This is a genomic window from Pseudomonas sp. TH21, from assembly GCF_016651025.1.
GTDB classification, from domain to species: domain Bacteria; phylum Pseudomonadota; class Gammaproteobacteria; order Pseudomonadales; family Pseudomonadaceae; genus Aquipseudomonas; species Aquipseudomonas aylmerensis.
In genome coordinates, this window is sequence record NZ_JAEKEQ010000001.1 from 1,058,218 (window position 1) to 1,072,971 (window position 14,754).

Here is a 14,754-nt window from a genome sequence, read left to right on the forward strand (position 1 = left end):
ATGATGATCAGCACGCCGCCCGAATCCCAGGACAGCCAGCACGCTGAAGCGGCGGGCGGGCGTGCGCATTTTCTGCAAGTGTTCCTGTCCCAGCGTTCGCAGATGGAAGCCCTGGTCAGCCGCCGCGTCGGCTGCCGTGCGACGGCGGCCGACCTGGTGCAGGACTTGTTCCTGCGTTTCTGGCGCCGGCCGCTGGTGCAGGTCGAAGAACTCAGCACCTACCTGTTGCGCTGCGCCGGCAACATCGCCATCGACCACTTGCGCAGCGAAGGCGCGCGGGTGCGCAGCAGCGAGGGCTGGTTGCCCGAACAGCAGGATAACCAGGGCTGCGAGCCCCAGGCTGCACTGGAAGCGGGCAATGACCTGCGCCATGTCGAGGCCGCGCTGCGCAGCTTGCCGGAGCGCACCCGACAGATCTTCCTGCTCAACCGCATCCATGGCCGCAAATACGCACAGATCGCCAAGGCGATGGGCCTGTCCCAAAGTGCCGTGGAAAAACATATGATGCGTGCCCTCGAAGCCTGCAAGGCCAGCCTTCGCGAACCCTCACCCCCACGCACGCCAGGGAAAGCACCGTGAACGCCAGCCCCACGCCCGACCAGGAACAGGCCGCTCTCGCCTGGCTTAGCCTGCTGCATGATCAGCCCAGCAGCGGCGACCAGGCCACGTTCAGCCGCTGGTTGCGCGCCGACCCCGCGCACGTCGAGGCCTATTCCCAGGCCCAGGTCCTGTGGGAACTGAGCGAAGTGCCAGCGCGCAAGCTGGCGGACGAAGACGCCCTGGCGCTGCAGGGCTACCTGAATGCGATGAACGCTCCGACGCGTTCGCGAGTGCTGCGCTGGTCCGGCGCCCTGGCCATGGCCGCGTGCTTGCTGGTGATGGTGTCGATGGGCGCTGGCTGGCAGCCTTCGCGCTGGGTCGATGACTTCGGCGCCGACTACGTGACCGCGCCAGGCGAGGTGAAAACCGTCACCCTGGCTGATCAATCCCAGGTAACCCTGGATGCCGACAGCGCCATCGCCGTGGATTTCAGCCACGGCGAGCGGCATATCCAGCTACGTCGAGGCGCAGGATTTTTCCGCGTGACCCACACCGGCGAGTCGTTTGTCGTGGGGGCGGGCAGTGGCGAGGCGCGGGTGTTGGGCACGCAGTTTGAAGTGCGCCTGCAACCGGCGGGGGCCCAGGTAACGGTGTTGTCGGGGCGGGTTGGGGTGACGCCGTCGAAGCAGGGCCAGCAGCAAATACTCACGGCAGGCCAGCAAGTGGCCTACGTCGATGGCATCGCAGAGCCCCTGCATGCGGTCGACAGCGAGTCACGCCTGGCGTGGCGCGACGGCTGGCTCAACTATTACAAGGCGCCGCTGGCGGACGTGCTCAAGGATCTGGGCCGCTACTACCCTGGCCGCATCCTGTTGCTCAACGAAGAGATGGGCGCCAAGCGCGTCAGCGGCAGCTTCCCGAGCAAGGACCCGCAAGCCGTATTGAATGCCTTGCAGGCGGTGCTGGGGTTTGAACAGCACCAGCTGCTGGGCCGGATGATCGTGGTGCGCTGATTACTGAGTCAGCGCCGCCATGATTTTCTCGGGGCTGTATTCGCGGATCAGCGTGCCGTTCACCGCCACAAACGGAATTCCGCCGCCGCCCAGCGCCTCATACGCCTTGCGGGCCTGGGCGTCCTTTTCGATATCAAACGCCTGGTAGGGAATGGCTTTCTGGTCGAGGAAGCGGCGAATCTGCTTGCAGTAGCCGCACCACTCGGTGGTGTAGAGCACCACCTGCGCTGACTCACGCAGGTGTTCGGGCGCCACCTGCGAAGGGTTGAACACCCGCTCGATCTTGCCCCAGTTCTGGATCACCACGACCACCAGCAACACCAGCAGGACTTTCTTGAAAACCCCGCCGAGCATCAATTACGGCGCTTGAGCTGATCGGTCAGTTGCGTCGGCAGGCCCTTGATGATCAAGGTGCCAGCGGCTTCGTCGTACTCGATCTTATCGCCCAGCAGATGCGCTTCAAAGCTGATGGACAGGCCCTCGGCGCGTCCGGTGAAACGGCGGAACTGGTTGAGAGTGCGCTTATCCGCCGGGATTTCCGGCGACAGGCCGTAGTCCTTGTTGCGGATATGGTCGTAGAACGCCTTTGGCCGATCTTCATCGATCAAACCCGATAACTCTTCAAGGCCCATCGGCTCGCCGAGCTTGGCCTGGCTGCTGGCGTAATCGACCAGGGTCTTGGTTTTCTCGCGGGCGGACTCGTCCGGCAAGTCTTCGCTTTCGACGAAGTCGCTGAAGGCCTTGAGCAGGGTGCGCGTCTCGCCCGGGCCGTCGACACCTTCCTGGCAGCCGATGAAGTCGCGGAAGTACTCCGAGACCTTCTTGCCGTTCTTGCCTTTGATAAACGAGATGTACTGCTTGGACTGCTTGTTGTTCTGCCACTCGGAGACGTTGATGCGCGCCGCCAGGTGCAACTGGCCCAGGTCGAGGTGGCGCGAGGGGGTCACGTCCAGCTCGTCGGTCACCGCCACGCCTTCACTGTGGTGCAGCAGGGCGATGGCCAGGTAATCGGTCATGCCTTGCTGGTAGTGGGCAAACAGCACGTGGCCGCCGGTGGACAGGTTGGACTCCTCCATCAGCTTTTGCAGGTGCTCGACAGCGGTGCGGCTGAAGGTGGTGAAATCCTGGCCACCGTCGAAATATTCCTTCAACCAGCCGCTGAACGGGTGCGCGCCGGACTCGGCATGGAAGAAACCCCAGGCCTTGCCTTGTTTGGCGTTGTAGCTCTCGTTGAGGTCGGCAAGCATGTTCTCGATGGCGGCCGACTCGGCGAGTTCGGAGTCGCGGGCGTGGAGAACTGCGGGTGTGCCGTCGGGTTTTTTGTCGATCAGGTGGACGATGCAATGACGGATCGGCATAGGCTTCTCGGCTGGTTGAGCGGGGAGCGGTTGGCCTCCCCGAAAAGTCGCCCAGTGTACCGCACCCATTGGCCAAGACACCTGTCGAAGGGCATTTTGCGGGCTCTCCGACGGGGCATATGCCTTTTTTTCACGGTTTAGAGCGATAAAGCTGACCAAATGGGTAGGTAGAAGCGGATATTTCCCCGTCTCTGTGCTAGTTTTGCCCCGTCTTACGCCAAGTCTCGGCGATAAGCGTGCATTCAGCATCTGTCAGGTCGAACCAATCCCCGTTTCAAGCATCTATAACCCCGATCTCCGTGGTTATAGCCGGGGGTGCCAGGCCATGACGGCCAGGCTCGACGGCTGACACTGCACTCTGCAATCCATATGAATTTGATAGGGAAGGAACACCACAATGGCTATTACTAAAGACCAACTGATCGCTGACCTGGCTGAAGCAGTAGACGCACCGAAAACTACCGTGCGCGCTCTGCTGGACCAACTGAGCCAAGTTGTTGCTGACCAGCTGGAAAACGGCGGCGAAATCACTCTGCCAGGCGTTGGCAAACTGAAAGTGACCGAGCGTCCTGCCCGTACTGGCCGTAACCCTTCGACTGGCGCTGCCATCGAAATCGCTGCCAAGAAAGTTATCAAGCTGGTTGTGGCCAAAGGCCTGACCGACGCTGTTAACAAGTAAGACGCAGCAAAAAAAACCGTGCTCCGGAGCGATCCGGGCACGGTTTTTTGTTGCCTGCGATTTGTTGCCGGTCCTAGCGAACCCAGCGCTGGCGCCAGATCTGCTGTTCGTTCTTGGTCTGGAAGGTCCAGGCCACGAAGCGGCTTTGCTTCTGCCCCTGGGACATCTCCACCATCTGGCTTTCCAGCACGCCAGCCTTTTTCAGGGCTGTCTCGATCGCGGGCAAGTTCGACGCTTTTGACACCAGTGTGCTGAACCACAACACCTTGTGGGCAAAATGCGCACTCTCGGCAATCAGCTGCGTCACAAACCGCGCCTCGCCGCCTTCACACCACAACTCCGCCGATTGGCCGCCGAAGTTCAGTACCGGCAACTTGCGCTTGGGATCCGCCTTGCCCAGGGCGCGCCACTTGCGCTCGCTGCCCTTGGTGGCTTCGTCCATGGACGCGTGGAACGGCGGGTTGCACATGGTCAGGTCAAAGCGCTCACCCGGCTCCAGCAGGTTCAGCAGGATCTGCTTGGGGTTGGTTTGCTGGCGCAGCTGGATGACCTTGCTCAGGTCGTTGGACTGCACGATGGCCTTGGCGGCAGCCACGGCGGTAGGGTCGACCTCCGAGCCGAGGAAGTTCCAGCGGTACTCCATGTAGCCAATCAGCGGGTAGACGCAGTTGGCGCCCATGCCGATGTCCAGCACCTTGACGATCGAACCGCGCGGGATCTTGCCGTCATTGCCGCTGGCCAGCAGGTCGGCGAGGAAGTGCACGTAGTCGGCACGCCCCGGCACCGGTGGGCACAGGTAATCGGCCGGGATGTCCCAGTGCTGGATGCCATAGAAGCTTTTCAGCAGCGCGCGGTTGAACACTCGCACCGCGTCTGGGCTGGCGAAGTCGATACTTTCCTTGCCGTACGGGTTGATGATCACGAATTGCGCCAGTTCCGGCGTGGTCTTGATCAGCGCCGGGAAGTCGTAACGGCCTGTGTGGCGGTTGCGCGGGTGCAGGGTGGCCTCTTTGCGCGGTACCACGGGCTTGGCCGGGGTGGCGGTTTTAGGCTTCTTGCGCGGAGGTTTTGGCGTGCTGGGGGCGGTCATGTTGATTCTGGTGTTGGCTCAAAGTGGTGGGCATTGTCACACATCCTGAGGCCAACTCGTTCAAATCTGGGCGCTGGCTTGCCGGCGATGCTGGCGACTCGGTCCATCCGCCACACCTAGGTGATGCTATCGCCAGCAAGCCAGCGCCTACATTGATTGGATTTTCAAGGCAAAAAAAGGGACCCGAAGGTCCCTTTTTTTCACACGGTTCGCACCCTTACAGGCTGGAAATCCGCGCATGTTGCTCCGCCAGCTTGCCCAGGGCCTGTTCAGCCTCGGCCAGCTTGGCGCGTTCCTTCTCGATCACTTCGGCCGGCGCCTTGTCGACGAATGCCGCGTTGGACAGCTTGCCGCCCACTCGCTGCACTTCGCCTTGCAGGCGCAGGATTTCCTTGTCGAGACGTGCGAGTTCCGCACCTTTGTCGATCAGGCCGGCCATCGGCACCAGCACTTCCATGTCGCCCACCAGCGCGGTGGCGGACAGTGGTGCTTCGGCGCCGTCGGCCAACACAGTGATCGACTCCAGCTTCGCCAGCTTCTTGAGCAGGGCGTCGTTCTCGGTGAGACGACGCTGGTCTTCGGCGCTGGCGTTCTTGACGAACACGGCCAGTGGCTTGCCCGGACCGATGTTCATTTCGGCGCGGATGTTGCGCGTGCCGAGCATCAGGGTCTTGAGCCACTCGATGTCGCTTTCGGCGGCTTCATCGATGCGTGCTTCATTGGCCACCGGCCAAGGCTGCAGCATGATGGTCTTGCCGTCGATGCCGGCCAGCGGCGCGATGCGCTGCCAGATTTCTTCGGTGATGAACGGCATGAACGGGTGCGCCAGGCGCAGCGCCACTTCCAATACGCGTACCAGGGTGCGACGGGTGCCGCGCTGGCGTTCGACCGGCGCGTTTTCGTCCCACAGCACTGGCTTGGACAGTTCCAGGTACCAGTCGCAATACTGGTTCCAGATGAACTCGTACAAGGCTTGTGCGGCCAGGTCGAAACGGAACTGGTCGAGTTGGCGGGTCACTTCGGCTTCAGTGCGCTGCAGCTGCGAGATGATCCAGCGGTCAGCCAGGCTCAGCTCATAGGCTTCGCCGTTCTGGCCACAGTCTTCGCCCTTGTCCAGCACGTAGCGCGCGGCGTTCCAGATCTTGTTGCAGAAGTTGCGATAGCCTTCGACGCGGCCCATGTCGAACTTGATGTCGCGACCGGTGGACGCCAGCGAGCAGAAGGTGAAGCGCAGGGCATCGGTGCCGTAGCTGGCGATGCCGTCGGCGAATTCGTCGCGGGTCTGCTTCTCGATCTTCTTCGCCAGTTTCGGCTGCATCAGGCCCGAGGTGCGTTTCTGCACCAGGGTTTCCAGGTCGATGCCGTCGATGATGTCCAGCGGGTCCAGGACGTTGCCCTTGGACTTGGACATCTTCTGGCCCTGGCCATCACGCACCAGGCCGTGCACGTACACGGTCTTGAACGGTACCTGCGGCGTGCCGTCCTCGTTCTTCACCAAGTGCATGGTGAGCATGATCATCCGGGCAACCCAGAAGAAAATGATGTCGAAGCCGGTGACCAGCACGTCGGTGGAGTGGAATTTTTTCAGGAATTCGGTCTGCTGCGGCCAGCCCAGGGTCGAGAAGGTCCACAGGCCCGAGCTGAACCAGGTGTCCAGGACGTCGTTGTCCTGTTGCAGCGCAACGTCAGCCCCCAGGTTGTGCTTGGCACGCACTTCGGCTTCGTCGCGGCCGACATAGACCTTGCCCGACTCGTCGTACCAGGCCGGGATGCGGTGGCCCCACCACAGCTGACGGCTGATGCACCAATCCTGGATGTCGCGCATCCACGAGAAGTACATGTTTTCGTACTGCTTGGGCACGAACTGGATACGGCCGTCTTCCACGGCAGCAATGGCCGGCTCAGCCAACGGCTTGGTCGACACGTACCACTGGTCGGTCAGCCACGGCTCGATCACGGTACCGGAGCGGTCGCCTTTCGGGACTTTCAGGCCGTGGTCGTCAACGCTGACCAGCAGGCCGGCGGCGTCAAAGGCCGCAACGATCTGCTTGCGTGCTTCAAAGCGGTCGAGGCCGGCGTATTCGGCCGGGATCTTGCCGTCGATGCTGTCGTTCAGCGTGCCGTCGAGGTTGAACACCTGGCAGGCCGGCAGGACAGCGGCGTTCTTGTCGAAGATGTTCAGCAGCGGCAGGTTGTGACGCTTGCCGACTTCGTAGTCGTTGAAATCGTGGGCCGGGGTGATTTTCACGCAGCCGGTGCCGAATTCCGGGTCGCAGTAATCATCCGCGATGATCGGGATGCGGCGGCCGACCAGCGGCAGCTCGACGAACTTGCCGATCAGAGCCTGGTAGCGCTCATCGTTCGGGTTAACGGCCACGGCGGCGTCGCCGAGCATGGTTTCCGGACGGGTGGTGGCGACGATCAGGTAGTCGTTGCCTTCGGCGGTCTTGGCGCCGTCGGCCAGCGGGTACTTGAGGTTCCACAGGAAGCCTTTCTCGTCGTGGTTTTCCACTTCGAGGTCGGAAATCGCCGTGTGCAACTTGGTGTCCCAGTTGACCAGGCGCTTGCCGCGGTAGATCAGGCCGTCTTCATGCAGGCGCACGAAGGCTTCTTTCACGGCTTCCGACAGGCCGTCGTCCATGGTGAAGCGCTCACGGCTCCAGTCGACGGACGAACCCAGGCGACGGATCTGACGGCTGATGTTGCCGCCGGACTGGTCTTTCCATTCCCAGATTTTCTCGAGGAATTTCTCGCGACCGAGGTCGTGACGGTTCTGGCCGGTGGCTTCGAGTTGGCGTTCCACCAGCATCTGGGTGGCGATACCGGCGTGGTCGGTGCCTGGCTGCCACAGGGTGTTGCGGCCCTGCATGCGGCGGAAACGGATCAACGCATCCATGATCGCATTGTTGAAGCCATGGCCCATGTGCAGGCTGCCAGTGACGTTCGGTGGCGGAATCATGATGGTGTAGGAATCGCCCGCGCCTTGCGGAGCGAAATAATTCTCGGACTCCCAGGTCTGGTACCAGGAAGTTTCAATAGCGTGCGGTTGGTAGGTCTTATCCATGCGCGGCGGGACCCTAGTTGGCATTAATTCAGGAAAGCCGACAAGTATAGCGGGGGGGAGCAGCTGCAAGCTACAAGCGACAAGCTGCAAGTTGATCGCGGTGCTCTGACTTGCAGCTGGAGGCTTGAAGCTAGTTGCTTGTGGCCGCGGCGATCAGCCGCTCCATGCGCGCATCCAGCCGGCGCTTGATCTCGGTCTCGATATGCGGGGCAAAGTCGTCGATCACGTCTTGCATGATCAATTGCGCGGCGGCGCGCAGTTCGTTGTCCAGGTGCAGCAACAAGGCGTCCGGGGACTTCTCGGCGACAGGCTCTGCAACGGGGGCGGCTGGCGCGACAGGCGCCGCAACCGGCTCAGGTGCGGCAGGTTTGCCACCGACCATGTCGAACAACAGCGGAATCTGTACCTCGCCATTGACCGATTCGGTCAGCAGCGGCGGTTGCAAGTCATCATCACCCAGCAACTGACGGATCGACTCGAGGTCGTCCAGCAGGTGGTCGTCTTTTTTTATAGGGTTTGGAGTGTCCATCATGTGCTCAAAGTCGTTGTAGCCGGTGATCTTGCAAAGGATAGCCCTGTTCGCGGTAGAAGCGGAAACTCTCCCGCGCGGCCTGACGAATAGCCGGATCTTCGACCACCACTTCCGCCACGCGGGCGAATGCCTTGGCAAAGGGCGGCACTTTCAGGTCCAGGTTGACCAGCAGGTCATGGTGATCGCCACAGCTGTCGCCCAGGCCCAGGACGATCAGGCCTTCGGGTTCGGATTCGGCGGGGCCGTGGGGCACGAAGCTTTCACCCTTGAAGCGCCAGAGGCGGGCGTCGAGTTCATCGCGTTGGGTCGCGTCGCTGCAATGCAGGTAGATGCGGTGGCCCATGCGCCAGGCTTTTTCGGTGAGTTTGCAGGCAAAGTCCAGGCGCGCGGAGGGATCGGCGCTGGGCAATATATAGAAGTCGACTTGGGTCATTACAGTTCCTGGGCATGCGCATACCCCTTGCAGGAGCCGGCTTGCCGGCGATGAGGCCCTTGAGTCTCGTGACGATTTCAAGGCAGCCATCGCCGGCAAGCCGGCTCCTGCGCAGGGGGTGCGTTTAGGCCTTGGCGCGATCCAGCAGGTACTGGGTCAGCAGGGGCACTGGACGGCCGGTGGCGCCCTTGTCCTTGCCGCCGCTGGTCCAGGCGGTGCCGGCGATGTCCAGGTGCGCCCAGTTGAAGTTCTTGGCGAAGCGCGACAGGAAGCAGGCCGCGGTGATGGTGCCGGCTTTCGGGCCGCCGATGTTGGCGATGTCGGCGAACGGGCTGTCCAGTTGCTCCTGGTACTCATCGAACAGCGGCAATTGCCAGGCACGGTCGTCGGCAGCCTTGCCGGCGCTGAGCAGTTGCTCGATCAGCTCGTCGTTGTTGCCCAGCAGGCCCGAAGTGTGGGCGCCCAGGGCAACCACGCAGGCGCCGGTCAGGGTCGCGATGTCGATCACGGCCTGTGGCTTGAAGCGCTCGGCGTAGGTCAGTGCGTCGCACAGCACCAGGCGGCCTTCGGCGTCGGTGTTGAGGATTTCGACGGTCTGGCCGCTCAGGGTGGTGACGATGTCGCCCGGACGGGTCGCGCCGCCGCTCGGCATGTTCTCGGCGCAGGCCAGGATGCACACCAGGTTGATCGGCAGCTTCAGCTCGAGCACGGCGCGCAGGGTGCCGAACACGCTGGCGGCGCCGCCCATGTCGTACTTCATCTCGTCCATGCCCAGGCCCGGCTTGAGGCTGATGCCGCCGGTGTCGAAGGTGATGCCTTTACCCACCAGGGCGTAAGGCTTCTCGGACTTCTTGCCGCCGTTGTATTGCATCACGATCAGGCGTGGCGGCTGGTCGCTGCCCTGGCCCACGGCATAGAACGAGCCCATGCCCAGTTCCTTGATCTTTTTCTCGTCCAGCACTTCGACCTTGAGGCCCTTGAACTCTTTGCCCAGCGCCTTGGCCTGTTCGCCCAGGTAGGTCGGGTGGCAGATGTTCGGCGGCAGGTTGCCCAGGTCGCGGGTGAACGACATGCCGTTGGCGATGGCCTGGGCATGGGTCACGGCGCGCTCGACTTCAGCCTGGGCGGCCTTGATGGTCAGCAGGGTGATTTTCTTCAGGGCGCGCGGTTCGGCTTTCTGGCTCTTGAACTGGTCGAAAATGTAACCGCCGTCTACAAGAGTCTCGGCCAGCAGGCGGGTCTTGCCGTAGCTGTCACGGCCCTTGACGACGATTTCGTCGAGTGCCAGTGCCGCGTCGCTGCCGCCCAGGCCCTTGAGGGTGCTGAGGATGCTGCTGATGATCTTGCGGAATGGACGGTCGCCGAGCTCGGCGTCCTTGCCCACGCCCACCAGCAATACGCGGTCGGCCTTGAGGTTGGGCAGGCTTTGCAGCAGCAGGCTCTGGCCGACTTTGCCGGCCAGGTCGCCGCGCTTGAGCACGGCGCTGATCGCACCGCCGCTGAGTTCGTCGAGTTGCTTGGCGGCGACGCCGAGCTTGCGGCCTTCGCCGATGGCGACCACGAGGGTGGCGGTTTTCAACGTTTCGGGGCTAACGCTTTTTACAACCAATTCCATTTTCGGGTCCCTTATAAAGGTCTGAGAGCCGTGCGTCTGTACGCCGGCTTTAAGGCTGGGCGGCGGTGTAAGCCGCCCGCGACAAAGGCCGCAGTTTGAACCTCGCCGGCGGAGCCTGACAACCCTTGCCACGTGCTTTGTGCATGTGCATGAGGTTGCGCAGTGACAGGCGCGGTCAATCACAGGATAATGCGCCATCTTTTTAGCCGGCCCGCTGTAAACGGGCTGACTCGGTATGCTGCTTGTTTGGCCGCCTTAGCCTGACAACCCTGGAGTGTCTGGTTTGATCGTCTTCCGTTATCTGTCCCGCGAAGTCCTGTTGACCCTGAGTGCCGTGAGTGCGGTGTTGCTGGTCATCATCATGAGTGGTCGTTTCGTCAAATACCTGGCCCAGGCTGCCTCCGGCGCCCTGGACCCAGGCTCGCTGTTCCTGATCATGGGCTTTCGCCTGCCGGGGTTCCTGCAGCTAATCCTGCCGTTGGGCCTGTTCCTCGGGATCCTGCTGGCCTACGGCCGCCTGTACCTCGAAAGCGAAATGACCGTGCTCTCCGCCACCGGCATGAGCCAGCAGCGCCTGTTGGGCATGACCATGATCCCGGCCGCCGGCGTCGCGCTGATCGTGGCCTGGTTGAGCCTGAGCCTGGCCCCGCAAGGCGCCATGCAGTTCCAGCTGGTGCTGAACAAGCAGGACGCGATGACCGAGTTCGACACCCTCGAGCCCGGCCGTTTCCAGGCCCTGAACGACGGTTCACGGGTGACCTACACCGAAACCCTGACCGACGACCGCGCCAACCTGGGCGGTGTCTTCATCTCTGAGAAGCGCTTGGGCCAGGACAAGAAAGACCGCGGCATTTCCGTGCTGGTAGCCGATTCCGGCCGCCAGGAAGTCCGTCCGGACGGCAGCCGCTACCTGATCCTGGAAAATGGCTATCGCTACGATGGCAGCCCGGGCATGGCGGATTATCGCGCGATCAAATACGACACCTATGGCGTGATGCTGGCCCGTCCGGACATCAGCGACGAAGTCACTGACCGCGATGCCATCCCCACCACCGACCTGTTCGGCAGCAAGGAGCTGCGCTCGATCGCCGAGCTGCAATGGCGGATTTCCCTGCCGCTGCTAGTGTTCATCGTGACCTTGATGGCCGTGCCGCTGTCGCGCGTCAACCCGCGCCAGGGCCGTTTCCTCAAGCTGTTGCCGGCGATCCTGCTGTACATGGCTTACCTGACCATCCTGATTTCCGCCCGTGGCTCCCTGGAGAAAGGCAAGCTGTCGCCGACCCTGGGCCTGTGGTGGGTGCACGGTATCTTCCTGGTGATCGGCCTGGGGCTGCTGTATTGGGAACCTATACGCTTGAAAATGATGAGCCGTCGTGGCCAGAAGGAGTTGGCTCGTGGCTAAGCTCGATCGCTACATTGGTAGCAGCGTACTGATCGCCATCCTGGCGGTATTGGGCATCATCCTGGGCTTGGCCTCGTTGTTCGCCTTCATCGATGAAGTCGGCAACGTCAGCGACACCTATACCGTGTGGGACGTGCTGAGCTACGTCGCCCTCACCGCACCGCGTCGCCTCTACGACATGATGCCGATGGCCGCGCTGATCGGCTGCCTGATCGGCCTGGGCAGCCTGGCCAGCAACAGCGAACTGACCATCATGCGGGCCGCCGGGGTGTCCATCGGCCGTATCGTCTGGGCGGTGATGAAGCCAATGCTGCTGCTGATGCTGTGCAGTGTGCTGATCGGCGAATACGTCGCGCCACCGGCTGAAACCACGGCCCAGGCCAACCGCGCCCTGGCCCAGGGCTCGGGCGATGCGCAAAGCTCCAAGCATGGCCTGTGGCACCGCCAGGGTGATGAGTTCATCCACATCAACGCCGTGCAGCCGGGCGGCCTGTTGATCGGGGTCACGCGCTACACGTTCGACAAGGAACGTCACTTGCTGGCGTCCAGCTTCGCCAAACGTGCACAGTACGGCGATGAAAAGTGGCAACTGAGCGACGTCACCACGACTTATTTCCGCAATATCGGCCAAGGCACCAAGGCCAGCACCGAAGTGATCAATGTGCCAAGCGAGGAGTGGGATATCGCCCTCAAGCCGCAATTGCTCAATACCGTGGTGATGGTCCCCGAAAGCCTGCCGATCTCCGGCCTGTGGGGTTACATCCACTATCTCAAGGACCAGGGCCTGAACAACGGCCGCTACTGGCTGGCGTTTTGGGTCAAGGTGTTGCAGCCGGTGGTTACCGCCGCGCTGGTACTGATGGCGATTTCGTTCATCTTCGGCCCGCTGCGTTCGGTCACCCTCGGCCAGCGCGTGTTTACCGGCGTGCTGGTCGGCTTCACCTTCCGGATTGCCCAGGACCTGCTGGGCCCGTCGAGCCTGGTGTTCGGGTTCTCGCCGTTGTTTGCGGTGCTGGTGCCGACCGGTATCTGCGCCCTGGCGGGGTTCTGGCTGTTGCGCCGCGCCGGTTGATGCCGCGCTTATGAACAAAAAATGCCCCGCTCGCGAGATCGGGGCATTTTTGTTCTGGTCAGCAAAGATGACGCCTGGCCTGAGCATCAGGTACAATTCCCGGCTATTTTTCAGCGGGCAATCTGCCTGCAGCCTTTTTGAGTGTTGATCCGTGAGTGATTTGAGTCATATCCGCAATTTCTCCATCATCGCCCACATTGACCATGGCAAGTCGACGCTGGCCGATCGATTCATCCAGATGTGCGGCGGCCTTGCCGAGCGTGAAATGGAAGCCCAGGTCCTGGACTCCATGGACCTCGAACGCGAGCGCGGGATCACCATCAAGGCCCACAGCGTTACTCTGTATTACAAGGCCAAAGACGGCATCACCTACCAGCTGAACTTCATTGACACCCCGGGCCACGTCGACTTCACCTATGAAGTCAGCCGTTCCCTGGCGGCCTGTGAAGGTGCCTTGCTGGTGGTCGACGCCGGCCAGGGCGTTGAAGCGCAGTCGGTTGCCAACTGCTACACCGCGATCGAGCAGGGCCTGGAAGTCATGCCCGTGCTGAACAAGATCGACCTGCCACAGGCCGAGCCCGAGCGCGTCAAGGAAGAGATCGAGAAGATCATCGGCATCGACGCCACCGACGCCGTCACCTGCAGCGCCAAGACCGGCCTGGGTGTCGACGAAGTGCTCGAGCGCCTGGTGCAGACCATTCCCGCGCCGACCGGCAACTACGAAGATCCGCTGCAAGCGTTGATCATCGACTCCTGGTTCGACAACTACCTGGGCGTTGTGTCCCTGGTCCGCGTGCGCCATGGCCGCGTGAAGAAGGGCGACAAGATCCTGGTCAAGTCCACCGGCAAGATCCACCTGGTGGACAGCGTGGGTGTGTTCAACCCCAAGCACACTGCGACCGTTGATCTGAAAGCCGGTGAAGTGGGCTTCATCATCGCCGGTATCAAGGACATCCACGGCGCGCCGGTAGGTGACACGCTGACGCTCAGCTCGACGCCGGACGTCGATGTGCTGCCGGGCTTCAAGCGCATTCAGCCACAGGTCTACGCCGGCCTGTTCCCGGTCAGCTCCGATGACTTCGAGGATTTCCGCGAAGCCCTGCAGAAGCTGACCCTCAACGACTCGTCGTTGCAGTACACCCCGGAAAGCTCCGACGCCCTGGGCTTCGGCTTCCGCTGCGGGTTCCTGGGCATGCTGCACATGGAAATCATCCAGGAGCGCCTCGAGCGCGAATACGACCTGGACCTGATCACCACCGCACCGACGGTTATTTTTGAGCTGTTGCTGAAAACCGGTGAAACGATTTACGTCGACAACCCGTCCAAGCTCCCGGATCTGTCGGCAATCGAAGACATGCGCGAGCCTATCGTGCGGGCCAATATCCTGGTTCCGCAGGAACACCTGGGCAACGTCATCACCCTGTGTATCGAAAAGCGTGGCGTACAACGCGACATGCTGTTCCTCGGTACCCAGGTGCAAGTGACCTACGACATGCCGATGAACGAAGTGGTCCTGGACTTCTTCGACCGCCTCAAATCCACCAGTCGCGGCTACGCTTCGCTGGACTACCATTTCGATCGTTACCAATCGGCTAATCTGGTGAAACTGGATGTGTTGATCAACGGCGACAAGGTAGATGCCCTTGCACTGATCGTGCACAAGGACAACGCGCACTACAAAGGTCGCCAGTTGACCGAGAAGATGAAAGAACTGATTCCGCGCCAGATGTTCGACGTCGCGATCCAGGCCGCCATCGGCGGGCAGATCATTGCGCGGACCTCCGTCAAGGCACTCAGAAAGAACGTACTGGCCAAATGCTACGGCGGTGACGTAAGCCGTAAGCGCAAGCTGCTTGAGAAGCAAAAGGCCGGTAAAAAACGCATGAAGCAAGTGGGTAACGTGGAAGTTCCACAAGAAGCCTTCCTTGCGGTGCTCAGGTTGGATAGTTAGGTCCT

13 protein-coding genes are annotated in these 14,754 nt (G+C 61.7%); 6 read left to right on the plus strand and 7 right to left on the minus strand.

Annotated elements, in window-relative coordinates; genetic code table 11:
- Both JFU04_RS04660 and JFU04_RS04665 read left to right on the plus strand, forming a co-directional pair.
- A complete protein-coding gene (locus JFU04_RS04660; RefSeq protein ID WP_120447694.1) occupies positions 1-579 on the plus strand; it encodes an RNA polymerase sigma factor in 579 nt (192 codons plus the stop codon).
- On the plus strand, positions 576-1,553 hold the full coding sequence (locus JFU04_RS04665) for a FecR domain-containing protein (RefSeq protein ID WP_201143588.1): 978 nt from the start codon (positions 576-578) through the stop codon (positions 1,551-1,553). Before JFU04_RS04660 ends, JFU04_RS04665 begins: the two co-directional genes overlap by 4 nt.
- On the opposite strand, the gene JFU04_RS04670 is transcribed toward JFU04_RS04665, so the two are convergent.
- Together JFU04_RS04670 and yejK are read right to left on the minus strand one after the other, a co-directional pair.
- Positions 1,554-1,907, minus strand: coding sequence for a glutaredoxin family protein (locus JFU04_RS04670; RefSeq protein ID WP_065906939.1), 354 nt, complete (start codon positions 1,905-1,907; stop codon positions 1,554-1,556).
- The gene (gene yejK / locus JFU04_RS04675) at positions 1,907-2,911 is read right to left on the minus strand and encodes a nucleoid-associated protein YejK (protein WP_010212893.1); all 1,005 of its coding nucleotides are present in this window, start codon (positions 2,909-2,911) and stop codon (positions 1,907-1,909) included. Before yejK ends, JFU04_RS04670 begins: the two co-directional genes overlap by 1 nt.
- Before the next feature lie 397 nt (positions 2,912-3,308).
- Between yejK and JFU04_RS04680 the strand changes: the two genes are divergently transcribed.
- Positions 3,309-3,590 (plus strand): HU family DNA-binding protein, encoded by a 282-nt coding sequence (locus JFU04_RS04680; RefSeq protein ID WP_003188840.1) that lies wholly within the window; start codon positions 3,309-3,311, stop codon positions 3,588-3,590.
- Between the two features lie 73 nt (positions 3,591-3,663).
- Here JFU04_RS04680 and rlmF read toward each other — a convergent pair whose 3' ends face one another.
- From rlmF to JFU04_RS04705, 5 genes are all read right to left on the minus strand, one after another.
- The gene (rlmF, locus tag JFU04_RS04685) at positions 3,664-4,680 is read right to left on the minus strand and encodes a 23S rRNA (adenine(1618)-N(6))-methyltransferase RlmF (protein ID WP_201143589.1); all 1,017 of its coding nucleotides are present in this window, start codon (positions 4,678-4,680) and stop codon (positions 3,664-3,666) included.
- Between the two features lie 217 nt (positions 4,681-4,897).
- Entirely contained in the window at positions 4,898-7,744 is a 2,847-nt protein-coding gene (locus JFU04_RS04690) for a valine--tRNA ligase (protein WP_120447697.1), read from the minus strand.
- A 130-nt stretch (positions 7,745-7,874) separates the two neighbouring features.
- Complete coding sequence (locus tag JFU04_RS04695) at positions 7,875-8,273, minus strand: DNA polymerase III subunit chi (RefSeq protein WP_065906933.1); 399 nt, start codon at positions 8,271-8,273, stop codon at positions 7,875-7,877.
- A 7-nt stretch (positions 8,274-8,280) separates the two neighbouring features.
- Positions 8,281-8,709, minus strand: coding sequence for a DNA polymerase III subunit chi (locus JFU04_RS04700; protein ID WP_106805068.1), 429 nt, complete (start codon positions 8,707-8,709; stop codon positions 8,281-8,283).
- Positions 8,710-8,833: 124 nt separating this feature from the next.
- Positions 8,834-10,324 carry a leucyl aminopeptidase gene (locus tag JFU04_RS04705; RefSeq protein ID WP_120447699.1) on the minus strand — a complete coding sequence of 497 codons (1,491 nt, stop codon included), beginning with the start codon at positions 10,322-10,324 and terminating at the stop codon, positions 8,834-8,836.
- Between the two features lie 283 nt (positions 10,325-10,607).
- Here JFU04_RS04705 and lptF point away from each other — a divergent pair, with 283 nt between their 5' ends.
- The 3 genes from lptF (at position 10,608) to lepA (ending at position 14,749) form a co-directional block, all read left to right on the plus strand.
- Positions 10,608-11,726: an LPS export ABC transporter permease LptF gene (lptF, locus tag JFU04_RS04710; protein WP_016978267.1), complete on the plus strand. Its 1,119-nt coding sequence runs from the start codon at positions 10,608-10,610 to the stop codon at positions 11,724-11,726.
- Complete coding sequence (gene lptG / locus JFU04_RS04715; RefSeq protein WP_065906929.1) at positions 11,719-12,798, plus strand: LPS export ABC transporter permease LptG; 1,080 nt, start codon at positions 11,719-11,721, stop codon at positions 12,796-12,798. Before lptF ends, lptG begins: the two co-directional genes overlap by 8 nt.
- Before the next feature lie 151 nt (positions 12,799-12,949).
- Positions 12,950-14,749 (plus strand): translation elongation factor 4, encoded by a 1,800-nt coding sequence (gene lepA, locus JFU04_RS04720; protein WP_028618986.1) that lies wholly within the window; start codon positions 12,950-12,952, stop codon positions 14,747-14,749.
- The last annotated feature ends 5 nt before the right edge of the window (positions 14,750-14,754 follow it).